This is a genomic window from Candidatus Enterovibrio altilux (assembly GCF_002381345.1).
GTDB classification, from domain to species: domain Bacteria; phylum Pseudomonadota; class Gammaproteobacteria; order Enterobacterales; family Vibrionaceae; genus Enterovibrio; species Enterovibrio altilux.
In genome coordinates, this window is sequence record NZ_CP020660.1 from 1,100,065 (window position 1) to 1,119,485 (window position 19,421).

Annotated in this window: 12 protein-coding genes and 5 pseudogenes; 14 read left to right on the forward strand and 3 right to left on the reverse strand. The window is 37.9% G+C overall.

The window, feature by feature from the left end; translation table 11 throughout:
* Positions 1 to 10: 10 nt before the first annotated feature.
* Positions 11 to 868, reverse strand: a pseudogene (locus BTN50_RS04670) (IS5 family transposase).
* 1,274 nt (positions 869 to 2,142) lie between these two features.
* On the opposite strand from BTN50_RS04670, the gene purE reads away from it, so the two are divergent.
* Positions 2,143 to 2,628, forward strand: coding sequence for a 5-(carboxyamino)imidazole ribonucleotide mutase (gene purE / locus BTN50_RS04675; protein WP_096619205.1), 486 nt, complete (start codon positions 2,143 to 2,145; stop codon positions 2,626 to 2,628).
* A gap of 2 nt (positions 2,629 to 2,630) precedes the next feature.
* A complete protein-coding gene (locus BTN50_RS04680; RefSeq protein WP_096619206.1) occupies positions 2,631 to 3,767 on the forward strand; it encodes a 5-(carboxyamino)imidazole ribonucleotide synthase in 1,137 nt (378 codons plus the stop codon).
* A gap of 808 nt (positions 3,768 to 4,575) precedes the next feature.
* Here BTN50_RS04680 and BTN50_RS04685 read toward each other — a convergent pair.
* Positions 4,576 to 5,409 (reverse strand): annotated as a pseudogene (locus tag BTN50_RS04685) (IS5 family transposase).
* 381 nt (positions 5,410 to 5,790) lie between these two features.
* Here BTN50_RS04685 and glpD point away from each other — a divergent pair.
* The 3 genes from glpD (at position 5,791) to BTN50_RS09740 (ending at position 7,983) form a co-directional block, all read left to right on the forward strand.
* Entirely contained in the window at positions 5,791 to 7,299 is a 1,509-nt protein-coding gene (gene glpD / locus BTN50_RS04690) for a glycerol-3-phosphate dehydrogenase (RefSeq protein WP_096619207.1), read from the forward strand.
* A gap of 165 nt (positions 7,300 to 7,464) precedes the next feature.
* Positions 7,465 to 7,578, forward strand: coding sequence for a hypothetical protein (locus tag BTN50_RS12230; protein ID WP_394336778.1), 114 nt, complete (start codon positions 7,465 to 7,467; stop codon positions 7,576 to 7,578).
* Between the two features lie 186 nt (positions 7,579 to 7,764).
* Positions 7,765 to 7,983 (forward strand): hypothetical protein, encoded by a 219-nt coding sequence (locus BTN50_RS09740; RefSeq protein WP_150137153.1) that lies wholly within the window; start codon positions 7,765 to 7,767, stop codon positions 7,981 to 7,983.
* Positions 7,984 to 8,255: 272 nt separating this feature from the next.
* On the opposite strand, the gene tpiA is transcribed toward BTN50_RS09740, so the two are convergent.
* Positions 8,256 to 9,032: a triose-phosphate isomerase gene (gene tpiA, locus BTN50_RS04700; protein ID WP_096619209.1), complete on the reverse strand. Its 777-nt coding sequence runs from the start codon at positions 9,030 to 9,032 to the stop codon at positions 8,256 to 8,258.
* Between the two features lie 410 nt (positions 9,033 to 9,442).
* Between tpiA and BTN50_RS12235 the strand changes: the two are divergent.
* The 9 genes and pseudogenes from BTN50_RS12235 to purD all read left to right on the forward strand — a co-directional run.
* Positions 9,443 to 9,559: pseudogene (locus BTN50_RS12235) on the forward strand (transposase); the annotation flags it as partial.
* 181 nt (positions 9,560 to 9,740) lie between these two features.
* Complete coding sequence (locus BTN50_RS12240; protein ID WP_394336742.1) at positions 9,741 to 9,905, forward strand: hypothetical protein; 165 nt, start codon at positions 9,741 to 9,743, stop codon at positions 9,903 to 9,905.
* Positions 9,906 to 10,500: 595 nt separating this feature from the next.
* Positions 10,501 to 11,538: a tryptophan--tRNA ligase gene (gene trpS / locus BTN50_RS04710; protein ID WP_201260726.1), complete on the forward strand. Its 1,038-nt coding sequence runs from the start codon at positions 10,501 to 10,503 to the stop codon at positions 11,536 to 11,538.
* Positions 11,539 to 11,816: 278 nt separating this feature from the next.
* Positions 11,817 to 12,558: pseudogene (locus BTN50_RS11100) on the forward strand (IS5 family transposase); the annotation flags it as partial.
* A gap of 326 nt (positions 12,559 to 12,884) precedes the next feature.
* Positions 12,885 to 13,037 carry a non-canonical purine NTP pyrophosphatase gene (locus BTN50_RS10095; RefSeq protein WP_256386985.1) on the forward strand — a complete coding sequence of 51 codons (153 nt, stop codon included), beginning with the start codon at positions 12,885 to 12,887 and terminating at the stop codon, positions 13,035 to 13,037.
* 313 nt (positions 13,038 to 13,350) lie between these two features.
* Entirely contained in the window at positions 13,351 to 14,517 is a 1,167-nt protein-coding gene (hemW, locus tag BTN50_RS04720; protein ID WP_096619212.1) for a radical SAM family heme chaperone HemW, read from the forward strand.
* A gap of 332 nt (positions 14,518 to 14,849) precedes the next feature.
* A pseudogene (locus BTN50_RS04725) lies at positions 14,850 to 15,767 on the forward strand (IS5 family transposase).
* 301 nt (positions 15,768 to 16,068) lie between these two features.
* Complete coding sequence (gene purH, locus BTN50_RS04730) at positions 16,069 to 17,661, forward strand: bifunctional phosphoribosylaminoimidazolecarboxamide formyltransferase/IMP cyclohydrolase (RefSeq protein ID WP_096619213.1); 1,593 nt, start codon at positions 16,069 to 16,071, stop codon at positions 17,659 to 17,661.
* Positions 17,662 to 17,788: 127 nt separating this feature from the next.
* Positions 17,789 to 19,099 carry a phosphoribosylamine--glycine ligase gene (gene purD, locus BTN50_RS04735; RefSeq protein ID WP_096619214.1) on the forward strand — a complete coding sequence of 437 codons (1,311 nt, stop codon included), beginning with the start codon at positions 17,789 to 17,791 and terminating at the stop codon, positions 19,097 to 19,099.
* Positions 19,100 to 19,421 lie beyond the last annotated feature (322 nt).

Below are 19,421 nucleotides of genomic sequence, written 5' to 3' on the forward strand. Positions count from 1 at the left end.
TGGTTAACGATTAAACAATCATTTTTGTGTTAGTCAGACCTAGCTCTATCAGCCTATTTAACGCTTTTATTCTGCGTAAGTTACGCTAATCTGAGCATTCTGATCCCTTAAGATTAATGTCTCTCTTAGTAGTTTTTTGATTCAAAATATTGTTGTCTCTGATAGGTAGCAGTTATGGTAACTATACTTCGTTTTTCAATGCTGATTGAAACCGTATAATTTTTGATAACTCATCGCTAAATTACGCGGGTAACGTCGTTCCCAAGAAGTTGTTTTTTGGGGTGTGTATGGAACTACCCGTTTCATACGAATGGTTTCGTAGCATTGTCTGGTGTCGTAAGCACTATTATCTGATATTTCATTGATGTTGCGGTGGGTCTGTTTGAGTAAGATAGGCAGCGCTTTTCCGTCAGTTGGATTTGATGTACTTAACTCAGTAACAATGATTTCATGCGTATTTATATCTACCGCTAAATGTCACTTGTGCCAGACTCTCCGTTTCCCATCAGTGCTATGCTACATTACTTTTCATTTGTCTTCACCATGGACTTCTAGCTAAAAAATCAATGGCTAAGTACTGCATACTTCCTTTATTTTCATTTTAAACGTGACGTTAATCGTTTTGGCTCGTTTGCTAATGCATGAATAGTGAGGGTACAATAACGGCAGTTGAACAAATTCGCAAACAGAATGTATGAATACTTGTAGACATTCTTAATGGCATTAAAAATACGTATTTAGCAATGAGAGCCATCGTAATAGCTAAGTTGCGAAATAAATAAGGTTTTTCATGATTACCCTATGTTGTTTGATTCCATAACTGAATAGTTCTTTCATTCATCCAAAATGTTAGTGAGCTATGATTGATTAAAGTTTAATTATATTGCTTCCAGTTAGTTGTTTTGTAGCGAAGTTTGTCTATAGATCTCAATATTTACGTGCCTAGCAGTTTAGAACGTAAATTAATAATTTAGTTCTCTGATTTAGGAAACAAAGCCGTATTATGGTACCATGTTAAAATATTTAACTTATTTTTTCCATCAATTATTTATATTTAACCTTGCTTTTTTGTGCACAAAAAATTTTAATGTGTACAATATCCTTTCCGAAAATAAATACATTTTTCGTAAATTTCATATGCAAACATGAAGAAAAAATTTAACCATGAATATTCACTTGAAAGGGCTCGACAAAAAAATGCTCGGCTACTAAAAAGCACCGGAAATACGCAATAAAATTATTGGTATATGCATTAAATAGGTGTATTATATTCGAAGTATAAGTATAAGTATAAGTATAAGTAAGGATTAATTAATCGTGGTTAATAATATTTTGGCTTAATGAAAAAGCTATTCAATTGTGGCATTAAGTTAAGTAGAGTAGTTGTGAGTGATCTCGTTTATTTAATGACTAAACCATTACGATAATTTTCATGATTAAATTAGTATTTTCAATACTATTGAAAAGTATGAAGGATTCATTAATCCTGTGTTTAAGCTTATCTAACTGTCGTTGCTATGTTCACATTATTCGTGCATGAGCAAGCGCGTTAAAATAGTTAATGTTACGTTAAAGGTGAATATTAAAGGAATCATCTAGCACTTATTTTATAAGGCTTAAAATTTACGGTAAAAGTGAACGTCAAGTAAAAAAAGCATAGCACTGAGAGTAAATGTTGAATTTAATATAAGTTACATTTGGTAGTAGATATAAATACGTATAAAATGATTGTAGTCGAGTTAAATGTATCTAATGTAACTGGTAATTTAAGTCTATTTAATTTGTTTAATAGACTTACCGAATAAGCAATGAAATTATCAGGCATAATGTACAATATACTACGAAGTCGTTTGTGTTAAGCACGAGGCTCCTTCATTTCCCCAAGCAAGTTCTCAGTTTTTTGAAAACGAAGATATTAGCGCAGTTTAAAGGTCAGTTACCATTAGTTATACGGTTTAAATAAGCATAATAAAATAAAATATAATTATTATAAATATTTTTATTAATCATGGTAATAATTTGAGTAAAAATATTACTTGGAGGAACATGGAAGTCACGTAACAATAACATTATTAAATAAGCTGATATGGTATTTTACATACTTATTTTTCCACGCAATACATGGCGGCTACAGGAGTAGTTATGAAAGTTGGCATCATTATGGGCTCAAAGTCCGATTGGCCCACCATGAAAAATGCAGCAGATATGCTAAATTATTTTGACATAGCCTATGAAATCAAAGTGGTTTCTGCACACAGAACCCCACAATTGCTCGTAGAGTATGCTAATGATGCAGCGTTACGTGGGATTAAAGTTATTATTGCTGGTGCTGGTGGCGCAGCACACCTTCCGGGTATGACTGCTGCTTTCACTAGCCTTCCAGTTCTTGGAGTACCATTGCAATCTAGAGCACTAAAAGGTATGGATTCATTGCTTTCCATCGTACAAATGCCAAAAGGCATTGCAGTTGGTACCCTAGCGATCGGTGATGCCGGCGCAGCAAACGCAGGCTTGCTGGCCGCACAAATTCTTGCGATAGGCGATGACGTACTTTTTGCTCAAATCGATGCTTTTCGTCAAAAACAAACGGACATTGTTTTGGCAAATTCAGACCCATCTGTAGAGTAATCATGCAAGTATTAATTCTGGGTGCAGGACAGTTAGCGCGCATGATGGCACTTGCGGGTGCCCCACTAAATATAAAAATCATAGCCTACGATGTACAGACAGAGAGCCTAGTGCATCCGGTGACACGTGAAGTATTTAGTCACGATTTAGAATACGGCATTGCAAATGTTGATGTAATTACCGCCGAGTTGGAGCATATTGCGCCAGACATACTCAATATCTGTCAGGCGAGTGGTAAATTTTATCCAGGGGAAGAGGCCATTTTAGCGGGTGGTAATAGGTGTAAAGAAAAAGTACTACTCGACAAATTAGGCGTAAACAACGCGCGATATCAGATTATTGCAAATAGGGATGACTTTGATGTTGCCGTCGCCAACATGAGCTTACCGATGGTTTTGAAAAGCGCCTTTGGTGGATATGACGGTAAAGGCCAATGGCGTTTAAAAACTCCTGCGTACGCCGACATTATTTGGCAAGACATTGTAAAATTTTTGGCAGCTTCTCACAAAACTGAGCGCCAATACATTATTGCTGAAGAGTTTGTTAAGTTTCATCGCGAAGTTTCTTTGATTGGTGCACGTAGTCAAAATGGAAGCATTGCAATTTATCCACTCACCGAAAACATTCATGTTGATGGTGTTTTAAACGTGTCAGTGTCTGCTAGCGAAGATACCGCTCTTCAAGCACAGGCTGAAGCAATGTTTGAAGTAATTGCAGTTGCACTTAACTATATTGGTGTTCTTGCAATTGAATTTTTCGACGTGAGTGGTACCTTGATGGTTAATGAGATCGCTCCGCGCGTTCACAATTCAGGACATTGGACACAACAAGGTGCTGAAATTTGTCAATTTGAAAATCATTTACGTGCCGTATGTAGCCTGCCTCTAGGTAGTACAAAACGCATTCGTCCAACAGCTATGATCAATATTATTGGTGAAGCTACAGTGCCTATAAGTGTCATGTCGATTGCCCATGTACACTGGTATGATAAAGAACCGCGCTTAGGCAGAAAAATAGGACATATAAATCTTTGTGCTTTCAATGACAAGCAGTTAGGAGAATCTTTGAAAGTGTTAGCCCTTCATTTAACAAAAGATGAATTTCCAGCTTTGATGGTCGCGGCAGAAAATCTCTCTTAATTCAATCTCTGAACTGCGCATAATTAATAAATTAAATGATAAATTTTGATTTAAGTATTTAAAAAAGCATTACCGTTTCTTACAAGAAACGTTTATGGTAACTATACTGTGTTTTCAAGTGCTGATTTGAGCTGTATAATTTTTGGCAACTGAGCGCGAAATTATGCGAACGATTTCGCTTCCAGTAAATTGCTTTTTTTATCGGTGGGATGAGTGGAATCAATTGTTTAACACGACAGGTTTAGTAACATTATCTGGTGTAGTAAACTTCAACGTCTGATATTACATTGGTTCTTCGGTGTGTCTGTTTGAATAAGTGAGGTGGCACTTACCGTCAGTGATATTTGATGCACTGAACTTAGCTGCAATGATTTTATGCTTATTTATATTTATCACTAAATGTAACTTGCGTCAAACTTGCCGTTTTCCATCAGTATGATGCTTTTTTACTTACAGTTTGCCGCTATTATAGACTTTGAGCCACGTAGGATAGATGACCAAACGTAGGATGGTTCCTTGAGTCTTCATCTTGAACGCGAGATAAACCGTTTTGGCTCGCTTACTCATGTATAAATAGTGAGAGCATGATAACGGTAGTTGAACAAATTAAAAAACAGAATTAAGGAATCCTTGTGTACTTCTCAATAGCATTGAAAATACTCGTGTAGCCATTCAGTAAGTCATTGTAATGGTTAACTTGCTAAGTAAACTAGGTCTTCTGTGATTATGCTATTTAGTTTAATTCCAGAGTTGAATAGCTTTGTTTCATAATTTAAAGTCATATAACCAATTTCAACATGATTGACGATTAAACAATCGCTTTTATTTTAGACATATCTAGCTTGATCAGCTTATGTAACGCTTTTATCAGGGTGTAAGTTTGGCTAATTTGAGTATTATGTCTTTTAAGCTTAATGTCCCTCCAAGTAGTTTTTGACTCGAAACATTGCTGTCTCTGCTAGGGAGCGTTTATAGTAATCATATTTCATTTTTAATATTGATTTAAATCGTATCGCTTTTGGCAACTGACCGTTAAATTACGCGTGACATTGTCTGGTGCCGTACGCATCATCGGTTTATATTTCATTGATTTTTGGCGTGTCTGCTTGAGTAAGCTTGGTAGCGTGTTTCTGTCAGTCATATTTGATGCACTTAACTCAGCAGCAATGATTTTTATGTGTATTTATATCTATTACTAAATGTAACTTGCGCCAGGCTCGACGTTTTCTATCAATGCTATGTTTTTTTCACTTTCGTGTTCCATCACTGTAAACTTTGAGCCCCGCAGAATGAATGACTAAGTGCTGTGTGCTTCCTTTATTCTTTGTCTTGAACGTGATATTAACCGCTTTGGTTCGTTTGCTAAGACATGAACAGTGAGGGCATGATAATGGCAGTGGAGTGAGTTTAAAAACAGAAGTAATGAATTTTTGTAAATCTCTCAATGGCATTGAAAAACGTATTTAATTATAAGGACCGTCGTAATGGCTAAGTCGCTAAATAAATGAGGTCTCCCATGACTACCCTGCTTAGCTTGATTTCATAGCTGAATAACTTCTTCATTAATTCAGAATATTAGTGAACCACGATCGGTTAAAATTTGATTAGACTGTATCTCGTTTGTTGTTTTGTAGCAAAGCATGTTGATAGGCCGGAATATTTAAGTGATTCTAGTTGTTTGAGATGTGATTGAAAATTTAGTTCTATGATTGAGGAAACAAAGTCACCATTAACGTAGTATTGTACAATACTTAACCTTAGTTGTTTGCTATATCTGGATCAAAATCTCCAGCAATTGGCTGTTCAACTATTGGGAGTCATTTCAATTAAAAATCTTGTTCGACTAAGATTTATGTGTCTTGTGACCTAATGTTAACTGGGCAGAGTGTTTTTCTACGATACAATGTTCGTGAATACGCATTTTATATCCTAAGGAGTATTGTATTTAATGTGTTTTTTTGAATTGAGCATATTAATGCGTTGTGTATAAAAAGGCAGTGCCTGATAAAAAAGTGAGAAATAGATGACAGGCAAAAATTTGGATATTATTGTTGTTGGTGGTGGCATCAATGGTGCAGGTATCGCAGTAGATGCGGCAGGTAGAGGGTTAAGTGTTGGCCTATATGAAGCTGTAGATTTCGCTTCGGCAACATCATCGGCAAGTTCTAAGCTTATCCATGGTGGATTGCGCTATCTCGAACATTATGAGTTTCGGTTGGTGATTGAAGCATTGGCCGAACGTGAGATATTGTTAAAAAAAGCGCCATTTCTTGCATGGCCAATGCGCTTTCGCTTACCTCATCTCCCACATCTTCGTCCAGCATGGATGATTCGTATCGGTTTGTTTCTTTATGATAACCTTGGGAAGCGCATCACATTACCTGCAAGCAAAAGTATATCATTTGGTCAAAATTCTGTACTAAAACCGACGATAACTAAAGGCTTCGAATATTCAGATTGCTGGGTTGACGATGCGCGACTAGTAATTTTGAATGTAATGGACGCGCAGGAGCGTGGCGCAGAAGTTCGTAACCGTTGTGTGGTTGAGCATGTTGAACGTAAAAATGGGCATTGGCATGTTGATATCTTCGACAGTATTCGTACAACGAGATTCAGTCGTACTAGCAAAGTACTGGTGAATGCTGCAGGGCCTTGGGTGAAACAGTTTTTTGATAAAAGTAGCTCGTTGACTTCACCTCGTAGTATTCGTTTGATCAAAGGAAGCCACATTATTGTGCCATGTGTGCATCACGAACCTCAGTCTTATATTCTGCAAAATGAAGATGGTCGTATTATTTTTGTGCTCCCTTATCTCGATCGTTTTTCCATCATTGGTACGACAGACATGGAATACTATGGTGATCCACGTGCAGTAGAGATCGACGATAGTGAAACTATATATTTGTTGGATGTGTACAATCAAAATTTTAAAAAACAGATATCGACGGAGGATGTGGTATGGGCTTACAGTGGTGTGAGGCCTTTGTGTGATGATGAATCTAATTCACCTCAAACAATAACCCGAGATTATACTTTAGAGCTTGATGATAATGACGGTATTGCACCTATACTTTCTGTTTTTGGTGGCAAACTCACAACCTATCGTAAGCTTGCTGATGCTGCGTTGAAAAAGATGCAGCCATTTTTTCCTAATATGGGTGGAACTTGGACGGCTGAGCAGGTTTTGCCAGGAGGCGAAAAAATTTCGTCATTTGCTGATGTGGAAGATATGTTGGCGAAAACCTTCCCATGGATGGACAGTTTTATGATCCACCGCCTTGCGACGACATATGGGAGCCGAGTGTGGGTATGGATATCAGACGCGACATCGCAAAGCGATCTTGGATACGATTTTGGGGCAAGTTTATCGCAACGCGAGATTGATTACTTGATGGCAGCAGAGTATGTTGTCGAAGCTGAAGATTTGCTGTGGCGTCGAACCAAGCTTGGTCTTTACCTTAATCATGAAAGACAGAAACGTGTAAGCGAATATATTGCAAAAATGGCAGTGTCAGATGGCTTTATTTTTTAAATCATGGTAGTCATGGGAGACTCACATTTATTTAGCTATTAAATTATTACAATGGTTTTCATGATTATACGAGTATTTTCAATGTCATTGAAATGTTTGTAAGGATGTATTAATTCTATTTGTCAACTGGCTTAACTATCATTGTTATGCTCTCACTAGTTATGCATTAGTAAACGAGCTAAAACAGTTAACGTTATGTGCAAGACGAAGAATAAAAAACGCACCCAGCACTTGGCCATTGATGCTATGGGACTCAAAGTTTATGGTGAAGGCGAATGAAAAGTAAAAAAATATTGCACAAACGGTAAAAACGTCGAGCCTAGCGTAAGTTACATTTGGTAATGAATATAAATACGCCTTAAATTATTGCTGCTAAGTTAAGTGCATCAAATGTAACTGATGGTAAAAGACTGCCTAATTTGCTCAAATAGACCCGTTGAAAAATCAATGAAATATTAGGCGATGATGCATATGATACTAGACAATAATACCACGAAGCCGTTCGTATTCAACAAACTGATTCCATTCGTCATACTGAGAAAAAAAGCAACTTTTTTAGGACGAAGTTATCTGCGTAATTTAGCGGTCCGTTACCATAAGTTATATAGCTCAAATCAGCATTGTAAAACGAGGTATGGTGACCATAAATGTTCTCTATTAAAAACAGCAATCATTCAAATTTAAAAATTTTTCAAGGGGGGCATTGAGTCTAAGGGATCACAACGCTTACTGAGGTATGCCTATAAATAAAAGCGATTTTTTAATAGTGAATTATGTTGAGATTTGTTATCTGAACTCAAATTAAAAAACAAAGCCTCAGAATGACTAAGTCATTTGTATTATTAAATTAATAAAGTTTGCCATGATGACACTGCGTTCAATGGATTTAATACATATCCAAAAAGGAGGTGCTAGCACTTCCTTTTTGATGTGCTGTTTTCAAAGATTTATTTAAATCAGTATGAATTTTTTGTATCAGCTGCTGCTTTTATAATGCTCACGAAGCTTTCAGCGTTCAGTGCTGCTCCGCCAATCAATGCACCGTCGATATCTGGTTGTGCGAAGTATGCTGCTGCGTTTTCTAGCTTAACAGATCCCCCATATTGGATAATGACATTTTGCGCCACATCTTCACTCTTCTCTGCAATATATGCGCGTATTGCTGCGTGGATACGTTGTGCCTCTTTAGCTGTTGCTGCTTTACCTGTGCCGATAGCCCAGATTGGTTCGTATGCTATAATAGCACCATGTAGTACTCTTACGTCTTGAATGTTAATAATCGCATCTAATTGACGTGCGCATACAGCTAGTGTCTCGTTAGCTGCGTTTTGTGCGTCAGATTCGCCGATACATAGAACAGGAATCAGACCGTTTTTTTTTAAAAGAATAAATTTTTTTGCAATGAACTCGTCAGATTCTTTATGGTATTCGCGACGCTCTGAGTGACCGATAATAATGTGGGTTACACCGAAGTCTTTTAGCATCTCTAAAGAAATGTCACCAGTGAATGCTCCACTTAGGTGAATGTCAACGTTTTGTGCACCCAGAGTGACTTTGCTTTCAGCTTTGCCTAGAAGTTGCTCTGCTAGATCTAAGTACATGACAGGAGGTGCGATTGCAACATCAACACCTTCAACACCATTTAATCCAGTTGCAAGGTTTTTAATAAGCTTTGCTACCATTGTTTTGTTACCGTTAAGTTTCCAATTACCCATTACTAGTGGACGTCGCATAGGAATGTCTCCATAATTCAATTATTACGATCAACGGTGGGAAATGATAGCAGAAAATTAGCTAGCATCACCCGCTCAAAATCAACTGAGATTATTTGTACGTATTGCATGTGTAGTTATGAACCTTTGAATGATAGATCTTCGGCTGGTCACTCTGCAAGTGTACCATTGAGCAGCGCAACTTATGCTGAATTAACTTAAAGATGCAGGCTGAAACATCTTAATGTTATAAGTTTTTCTAGACGTTTAGAAACTTATTGTCTTTCATAAGTATCCTATCGAATTTAGATTTGGGCTATAAAGAGCTTTTATTTTCTAAATAAGAGAACTAAATTTTTACTCAAAACTCTATACATCTAGGATAACTTAAATATTTGATTATGGAATCAAACTAAGCAGGTAAAAATAAAAGGCTTCGTTTATTGAGTGATTTAGTCATTACGACGCCCCGCATAGTGGAATGCGTATTTTCAATGCCATTGAGGCGTTTGCAAGGATTCATTAATTCTGTTTTTAAATTTACTTAATCATCGTTGTTATGCTCTCACTATGCATGCATTAGCAAGCGCGAGAAAAGGTTAACGTCACGTTCAAGACTATGACTAAAGAAACCATCCAGCACTTAGCTATTGAGACTACAGGACTCAAAGTTTACGATGAATGCGTATGATAAGTAAAAAAGCATAGCACTGATGAAAAATGGTGAGTTTGGCGCAAGTTACATTGAGAGTAGATATAAATACATATGAAATCATTGCTGTTGAGTTGAGTGTATCAAGTTTGATTAGCGGTGAAGTGCAACCTAACTTGCTCCAACAGCCCTTCAGTAAAATCAATGAAATATTAACTAATGGTGCTTACGACACCAGATAATGTTACGAAACTATTCGTATTCAACGAATGATTTCACTCAACTCACTAAGAAAAGAAGCAATGTTTGGGAACCGAGGTTATTCGCGCAATTGAACGGTCAGCTACTAGAAATGATACGGTTTAAATCGGCATGTTAAAACGAGGTATAGTTACCATAAACGTCCCCTATCAAAAACGGCAATGTTTCGAGTCAACAAATTCCTTTGAGGAACATTGAACTTAAGAAATTATAATGCTCAGATTAGCGAATCGTACGCCATAATGAAAGCATTACATAAGCTGACCGGGCTAGATATGCCTAATACGAAAGCGATTGTTTAATCGTTAATCATGTTGAAATGTGTTATTTGAACTTGAATTAAGAAACAGAGCCGTATGTTTGCTATAGGCCCGATTTGTGAGTATAATTATGGTGACTTATTCATAATGAAGTTTTAGACGTAGTAGCAAATCACTGTGATCAGTTTTTAAAGGTTTTCCGTATCGAAACAATAGCGTCAATTAAGCCTTTTACGTTGGTTAAATATGCATAGCCGGCGTGTAGTCATGCTAGCTGTCTCTCTATTAATGGAAATAGCAAAATATGAGTAATTCAGTGACTAAACCTATTGTACTCAGCGGGGTTCAACCGTCAGGTGCACTCAGTATTGGTAACTACATCGGTGCTTTGCGTCAGTGGGAACAAATGCAAGATGACTATGATTGCCAATATTGTATTGTTGATTTGCACGCCATTACTGTTCGCCAGGAGGCAGAGAGGCTGCGCAAAGATACACTTGACTCGCTAGCACTTTGCCTGGCTGTTGGTATAACGCCAGAAAAAAGTAATTTATTTATCCAGTCTCACGTACCAGAGCATGCGCAACTTGGTTGGGTATTGAGTTGTTATACCCAAATGGGTGAACTTAATCGTATGACTCAGTTTAAAGATAAATCATCTCGGCATGCCGAAAATATTAATGTGGGCTTATTCGGCTACCCTGTATTGATGGCTGCAGATATCCTGATATATCAGGCGAATAAAGTACCAGTTGGTTATGACCAGAAACAACATATTGAGCTTGCGCGTGATATTGCGAACCGTTTTAATAGTATTTATGGTGATATATTTATCGTGCCAGAACCGTATATTCCATCAGTAGGCGCGCGTGTGATGAGCCTTCAAAACCCGGCTAAAAAAATGTCGAAGTCTGACGACAATCGTAATAATGTGATTGGTTTGCTTGAAGATCCTAAGTCTATTGCTAAGAAAATTAAGCGTGCCATAACGGATTCTGAAAAACCACCACGGATACTGTTTGATATCGATAATAAACTTGGTGTTGCAAATTTAATGAGTTTGCTGTCCGTAGCCACGGGTAAAACGTTTGCAGAGATTGAAGCTGATTATATTGATAAAATGTATGCGCACTTGAAAACAGATACTGCCGATGCGGTTATTGCGATGCTTGAACCTGTACAACAACGTTACGCTGCGTTCCGTCAAGATCGTGCGTATTTGGATCAGGTAATGAAAACGGGTGCAGAAAAAGCTTCTATAAGGGCTGTCATGACATTGACAAAAGTGTATGACGTAGTAGGTTTTGTTACTCACCCACAGGTGAAACGTATTTTTGAGTCATGTACTCCATGAACTGAGTTTAGTGTAATGTACCCACTAAAAATGCGATGTGTATTCGTAAATGGCTTTGTTTTTTTAATCTAAGTTGCGTGCTATCTTAGGCTCAATATCCCTCCCAGTAGTTTGTTGACTCGAACCACTTCTGTCTTTATTAGGGACCGCTTGTAGTAACCGGTTTTATTTTTTAAATAAGTAAACTAAATTATCAATCAACACTTTAAAAAATTAATTTTACTTAAATATTCAAGTCTATGAAGAATCTTTGTTACAAAATAACTAACTGAACTTAATACAATCAAGCTTTACTCAAGCGTGGCTCACTAATATCCTGGATTGATGAAGAAGTCATTTTGCTATGGAGTTAGACTAAACTGGGTAATCATAAGGGACTTCGTTTTATTTAGTTACTTAGCCATTACGGCGGCTCTCATGGTAAATGCTTATTTTCAATGCCATTGAGGTCTGCAAAATTAATTAATTTTGTTTTTACATTTGCTCAACTGCCGTTGTTATGTCCTCATTATTCATGCATTAGTAAGCGAACCAAAATAGTTAACGTCACGTTCAAGACGAAGAATAAGGGAAGCATCCAGCACTTAGCCATTGATGCTATGGGGCTCAAAGTCTGTAGTGAAGGAGAATGAAAAGTACAAAAGCATGGTATTGATGGAAAACGGCGAGTCTGGCGTAAGCTATGTTTAGCGGCAGAGATAAGTGCGCATGAAATCATTGCTGCTGGGTTAAGTGTATCAAATGTGACTGACGGTAAAGTGTTACCTAACTGCCTCAAACAGACCCACAAAAAAATGAATGAAATATCAGTTTAGGGTGCTCACAACACTAGACAATATTACGAAACCGTTCGCCTTAAACGAACGGTTCCACTCATCCCATCAAAAAAGGCGTACTTGTTGGGAACGCGGTTATCTGCGTAATTTAGCGGTCAGTTACCAGAAGTTATACGGTTCAAATTAGCATTGAAAAACGGGGTATGGCTGCCATAAATTTTTCTTATCAGAGACGGAAATGTTTTGAGTTAAAAATTTTTTGAAAGAGATATGGAGCTTAAGAGATAACAAAGCCCAGCTAGAAGGGAAATAACAGAGAAGCATAATCGGATATCATAGCGATTCAATGTAATTATATATTTTATGGTGGTAACATTCCAATTTTAAACATAATGAGCTTATGGGTGAGTCGTAAGTGAATGAGAGTACATACGTGAGAATAAGTGGTTTTTACCATAAGTAACTTCAGTAAAACAAAAGAGATGGTAGACTTTCCACAAAACTTCAGTTTTAACGAGTCGCACAAAATAAATTTAGCACTGTTGATGTAGAAGAACTAATAAAATATACATCGACAACAGTATGTTAAAAGTACGTCACGCAGTAAAAGCAGCTGGTTGGTTGGTTATTGCTGATAACTCAGACTTGGAAATGGATGACTTAAAGGACGTACCAGACATATATAGTCACGTTATGCAAGGGAAGACAGGAACATCCGCGTAAGTATGGGAAGTCGACTAGCGAATGTGACTGATGCACCGATAAAAGTCTTAGCGCGTTTTTTCATTGCGTGTTGGTGTGCATGTATTACGCTGATGCCTTTATTCTATTAGTTGCCATGAAATATTTAAAAACATCATTGCACGTGAAACACTCGGTTTTCATGACTTCGATTATTACTTTGTGGTTTGGTTTGAAGGACAAGGATGTGTATGAACAAACATTAAGCTTGAAACAAAAACACTACTTTTTCACCGTGACCAAGCATTGCATGTCCTATTCGCTGCAATTGATAAAATAATGAAGTAATTTTTTTATGTCTGACTGCAATATAGATACAACAATTCCACTGAGCTTGTATGTTCACATTCCATGGTGTGTGCATAAATGTCCCTATTGTGATTTTAATTCGCACGTTTTAAAAGGCGACATACCGGAGCATAACTACATTAATGCACTGCTTGATGATTTGCACGTTGACCTTGCGTACTTTAATGGCGCTAGCGAACGCGAGTTACACTCAATTTTTATTGGTGGTGGTACGCCAAGCTTGATGTCTCCAGAAGAAATTTCACGGTTATTAATTGGCATTAACGCACAGGTCTCGCTTAAAGACGACATTGAAATCACTATGGAGGCTAACCCTGGTACCATTGAGGCAGATAAATTTATTGCGTATCGAAGTATTGGCATAAACCAAATTTCCATTGGCATACAAAGTTTTGATGACCAACAGCTCAAACTTCTTGCCCGTATCCATGACTCTGAAGAAGCAAAGCGTGCTGTTAAACTGGCTCATGAAGCTGGATTAAACAGCTTTAATCTCGATTTGATGCATGGCTTGCCAGCTCAATCTATCGATAGTGCGCTAGATGATCTAAAACAAGCGATTGCACTCGACCCGCCTCACCTTTCGTGGTACCAGCTTACTATAGAGCCAAATACATTATATTATTCTAAACGGCCAACATTACCTAATGATGATGACTTGTGGAATATTTTCGAACAAGGGTATGCGCTGCTTACCGATGCGGGGTATGTGCAATACGAAACATCTGGATACAGTAAACCTGGTTATCAATGCCAACATAATTTGAATTACTGGCGTTTTGGAGACTACATTGGCATTGGTTGTGGTGCTCATGGCAAAATCACAGACAGTTCGGGTACTGTACATCGAACAGTAAAAGTGAAGTATCCACGCGGGTATCTCAACCATGAAAAAGAATACCGCAGTGAGTTGCATATAGTAGAGACAAATGAACTACCATTAGAATTTTTTATGAACAGATTTCGATTAGTCGAGGCATGTCCCAAAAAAGACTTCAATGCTCGCACTGGCTTAGCACTGAATGTCATTCAAACAGCCGTCGATAATGCCCTGAAACAGGATCTTCTTAGTGAAACAGAGACCCACTGGCAAGTCACACAAAAAGGCCGTTTATTTTTGAATGACTTACTCATAGTGTTCATTAACGAATAAAAGTAGCGTACTTCGCTGCCTTTATACACAGGCTTTGTTTCCTAATTCGAGTGCAGATAACATATCTTAACATGATTCACTATGGGACAATCGCTTTCGTGTTATACCTGTTTAGTCCTGTCAGCTTATTTAACGTTTTTATTATGGCAGGTTTCGCTAATTTGAGCCGCATGATTCTTTAGGCTTGATGTTCTTTTTAGTAGTTTCTTGACTCAAACCATTGCTGTCTCTGCTAGGGAACGTTTATAGTAACCCATTTTATTTGCTAAATTAGGAAATTAAATTGTCAAGCAACATTTGAAACAGCTAGGTTAACTTAATTATTCATGTCTATGCATAAATTTCGTTACAGAATAACTAACTGGAAGCAGTATAATCAAGCTTTACTTAATAGTGGCTCACTCATATTCTGGATTAATGAATAAGTCATTTTGCTATGGGATGACACTAAACTGGGTAATCATGAGGGACTTTGTTTATTTAGTGATTTAGCCATTACGGCTGCCCTCATGATAAATGCATATTTTCAATGCCATTGAGGTCTACAAGAGTTAATTAAATTTGTTTTTTATATTTGTTCAACTGCCATTGTGATGTCTTCATTATTCATGCATTAGTAAGCGAGCCAAAATAGTTAACGTCACGTTCAAGACGAAAAATAAGGGAAGCATCCAGCACTTAGTCATTGATGCTACAGGGCTCAAAATTTATAGCAAAGAAGAATAGAAGGTAAAAAAGTATAGCACTGATGGGAAATGGTGAGTTTGGTGCAAGTGACATATAGAAATAGATATAAATGCGTATACAATCATTGCTTTCGAATTAAGTGCATCAATGTCACTGATGTTGAAGTGCTACCTAATTTGCTCAAACAGACCCGTCAAAAAATCAATAAAATATCAGTTTGTAGTGCTTGCGAATCAGACAATATTATGAAATCGTTCGTATTAAATGAACGGTTCCACTCATTCCACCAAGAAAAGAAATAATTTTTTTGAAACAAGATCATCCGCGTAATTTAGCGGTCAGTTACCATAAGTTATAAGGTTCAAATAAAGAATGCAAAACAATGCATATTTACCATAAGTGCTCCCTATCAGAGACGGCAATGTTTCGAATCAAAAAATTATAGGGAGGACATTGAGCCTAAGGAATCATAATGTTAAAATTAGTAAACTTATACCATAATAAAAGCGTTAATTAAGTTGACAGGACTAGCCGTGCCTAAGATGAAAGCGATTGTCTCATAGTAAATCATGCTTGGGGTTTGCTATATGAATTCAAATTAGAAAACTAAGCCCATTATAGACCTTAATATTTGAGTGATCCTAGCTGTTCAGAGCGTAGATTAATAAGTTAATTCTCTGATTTAGAAAATAAAATTTGGTATTCTACGATAGATTCATAAAAGTAATCGATTGAATTTTTAATTCAGATTAGAATATCTTTTATTTTAATGTAAAGTTTCACTGTGTCTGGGTCTTTGAAAAATACTCATTATCTGGTTATTTTACTAAAGATTTTAGCCTCACAGTTAAAGAGATGAGAACAATGGAAAATGCTCGTTCAATTCGTCGTGCACTGATTAGTGTATCTGATAAAACCGGCATTGTTGAATTTGCCAAAGCCCTTGTGGAACAAGGTGTTGATCTTTTATCTACGGGTGGAACAGCTCGTTTTTTAACAGAACAAGGATTACCAGTTACAGAAATTTCAGACTACACTGGTTTTCCGGAGATAATGGATGGGCGTGTCAAAACATTACATCCAAAAGTGCATGGTGGTATCCTAGGTCGTCGTGATACAGATGATGCAGTGATGATTGCACATGATATTTCTCCTATCGACATGGTTATCGTTAATTTGTACCCCTTTGCAAAAACGATTGCACAAGCAGGTTGTACGTTAGAAGATGCTGTGGATACAATTGACATTGGAGGCCCAGCAATGGTTCGTTCTGCAGCGAAAAATCACCAAAATGTCTCCATTGTGGTTAATGTGTCAGATTATGGTCGTGTTCTAACAGAAATGGCCAGTAGCCAAGGTTCTTTGACCCTAAAAACTCGACTTGATCTTGCTACTTCTGCGTTCGAACACACCGCTGCTTATGACGGTATGATTGCGAACTACTTTGAGTCCATGATTCGACTCTATGATGATAACAAGAAAGCTGATGAAAAATCAAAATTTCCTCGTACGTTTAGCCAACAATTTATCAAAAAACAAGATATACGTTACGGGGAAAATAGTCACCAAGCAGCAGCATTTTATACCGAAGTCACCCCAAAAGAAGCATCTATTTCAACTACGATACAGCTTCAGGGTAAAGTACTATCTTACAATAATATAGTTGATACGGGTGCAGCGCTTGAATGTATAAAAGAGTTTATTGAGCCAGCGTGTGTTATTGTAAAACATGCAAACCCTTGTGGTGTTGCGCTTGGTAATAACCTTTTCGATGCTTATAATCGTGCGTACGCCACTGACCCAACGTCAGCATTTGGCGGTATCATAGCATTCAACCGTGAACTAGAGGTAAAAACTGCACAAGCCATTATTGATCGCCAATTCGTAGAAGTCATTATCGCACCTTCAGTGTCTATTGTGGCATCAAAAATAGTTGGCAAGAAGAAAAATATTCGTTTATTGATATGCGGTGAATGGTCGACGCAAACCACTGGGTTTGATGTGAAATCCATAAATGGCGGGCTGCTAGTTCAAGATCGTGACCAAGGGATGGTGTCGATGGATGATCTTAGTGTTGTCTCTCGGCGTCAACCTACAGATGTAGAGCTGCGTGATGCGCTATTTTGTTGGAAAGTAGCAAAATATGTAAAGTCAAATGCTATTGTTTATGCAAAAAATAATATGACCATTGGAGTGGGTGCAGGCCAAATGAGCCGCATTTATTCTGCAAAAATTGCTAGCATGAAAGCGGCAGACGAGAACTTGGAAATTGCAGGTAGCGTAATGGCATCTGATGCCTTCTTGCCATTTCGTGATGTCCTTGATGCGGCGGATGACGCTGGTATTACGTGTGTTATTCAACCCGGGGGCTCAATGCGTGATGACGAAGTAATAGCTGCGGCAGACGAGCATGGTATGGCAATGATTTTCACTGGTATGCGTCACTTTAGGCATTGATATAAAATTTGCGATGCATTAACGTTAAGATGCAAGTAAGTACTTTTACCTAATGCCTCGTGGATCTATGCTGAATCACTCTTTAAGGAGTAAGCTGTTGCTTTAAATGGATGAGGTCAATATCTAGATGAACGTTCTTGTTATTGGTGGCGGTGGTCGTGAACATGCGTTAGCATGGAAAGTAGCACAATCTCCAAATGTTGATACTGTTTTTGTCGCACCAGGTAATGCTGGTACGGCACGTGAACCAAATCTTGAAAACGTAGCAATTGATGTTGAAGACATCCGTGCTCTCGTTGCATTTGCTAATGAAAAAAATATTAATTTAACTATTGTTGGTCCTGAAGCACCTCTGGTCTTAGGTGTTGTTGATGCGTTCCTCGCTGAAGGTCTTGCTATATTTGGGCCGACACAAGCGGCAGCGCAATTGGAAGGTTCAAAAGCTTTTACCAAAAATTTCCTTGCTCGACACGCTATTCCTTCTGCGATTTACCAAAATTTTACTGAGATTGAACCTGCATTGGCTTATATTAGAGAAAAAGGTGCTCCAATAGTGGTTAAAGCCGATGGTTTAGCCGCAGGCAAAGGTGTGGTTGTAGCCATGACGCTAGAACAAGCTGAAGAAGCCATTAGTGATATGTTGACAAGTAATGTATTTGGTGAAGCTGGCCATTGTGTTGTTGTGGAAGAGTTTCTTGATGGAGAAGAAGCTAGTTTTATCGTGATGGTAGACGGTGAGAACGTGTTACAGATGGCTACTAGCCAAGATCACAAACGCGTTGGTAATGCCGACACGGGTCCAAATACTGGCGGTATGGGAGCTTATAGTCCAGCGCCAGTTGTTACACAAGAAATTCAGGATCGCATAATGAAAGAAGTCATCTACCCGACTGTTCGTGGTATGGCTGCCGAAGGTAATCCTTATATTGGCTTCCTTTATGCTGGTTTAATGGTTATGGCTGACGGCACACCAAAAGTAATTGAATATAATTGTCGCTTTGGAGACCCTGAAACCCAGCCTATTATGCTACGCCTGCAATCTGATTTGATTGAGTTGTGTCAAATGGCTATCGATGGCAAACTAGATACAGTTGAGTCGAAGTGGGATTCACGTGCTGCAATTGGTGTTGTGCTTGCTGCCAGTGGTTACCCTGCATCTTACAAAAAAGGCGCCATCATTTCAGGGTTGAATAGCACAGAACTAGAAGATGCAAAGGTATTCCATGCTGGTACTGTAGAGAAAGATGGACATGTGGTTACCGCTGGTGGTCGCGTACTTTGTGTAACAGCACTGGGAGATAGCGTTTTTGACGCACAGCAACGTGTTTATGCGCTTGCATCACGAATCAATTGGGATGGCATATTCTATCGTGATGATATTGGCTACCGTGCCATAGCGCGTGAGCAAACGTCGTTATCACCTGCAAAGGTAAGCTAAAGTAAGTTATGAATAAGCTATACACTTTGACATAGTATCGTTTCACTGGTGGAGCTGAAAGTTACGCATTAAGAATAAAAGCACCCATTAGATACCAGTAATTGAGCAACAAGTAGTTCTGTGTGGATAGCACCATTAGCTATCAAACCTTATACTATTAGTCAAAGTGATTGCAGTCGGTAAAGGACTTTGTTTCCTCATACAAGTGTAGACCAATCGTTTCAGCTTAGTTAATGTTTTTATCATTGCGTACGTTTAGTCATGCGAGCTTATAATTTCTTAGGCTCAATACTCCTCGAATTATTTTTTAATTTAGTGCCTC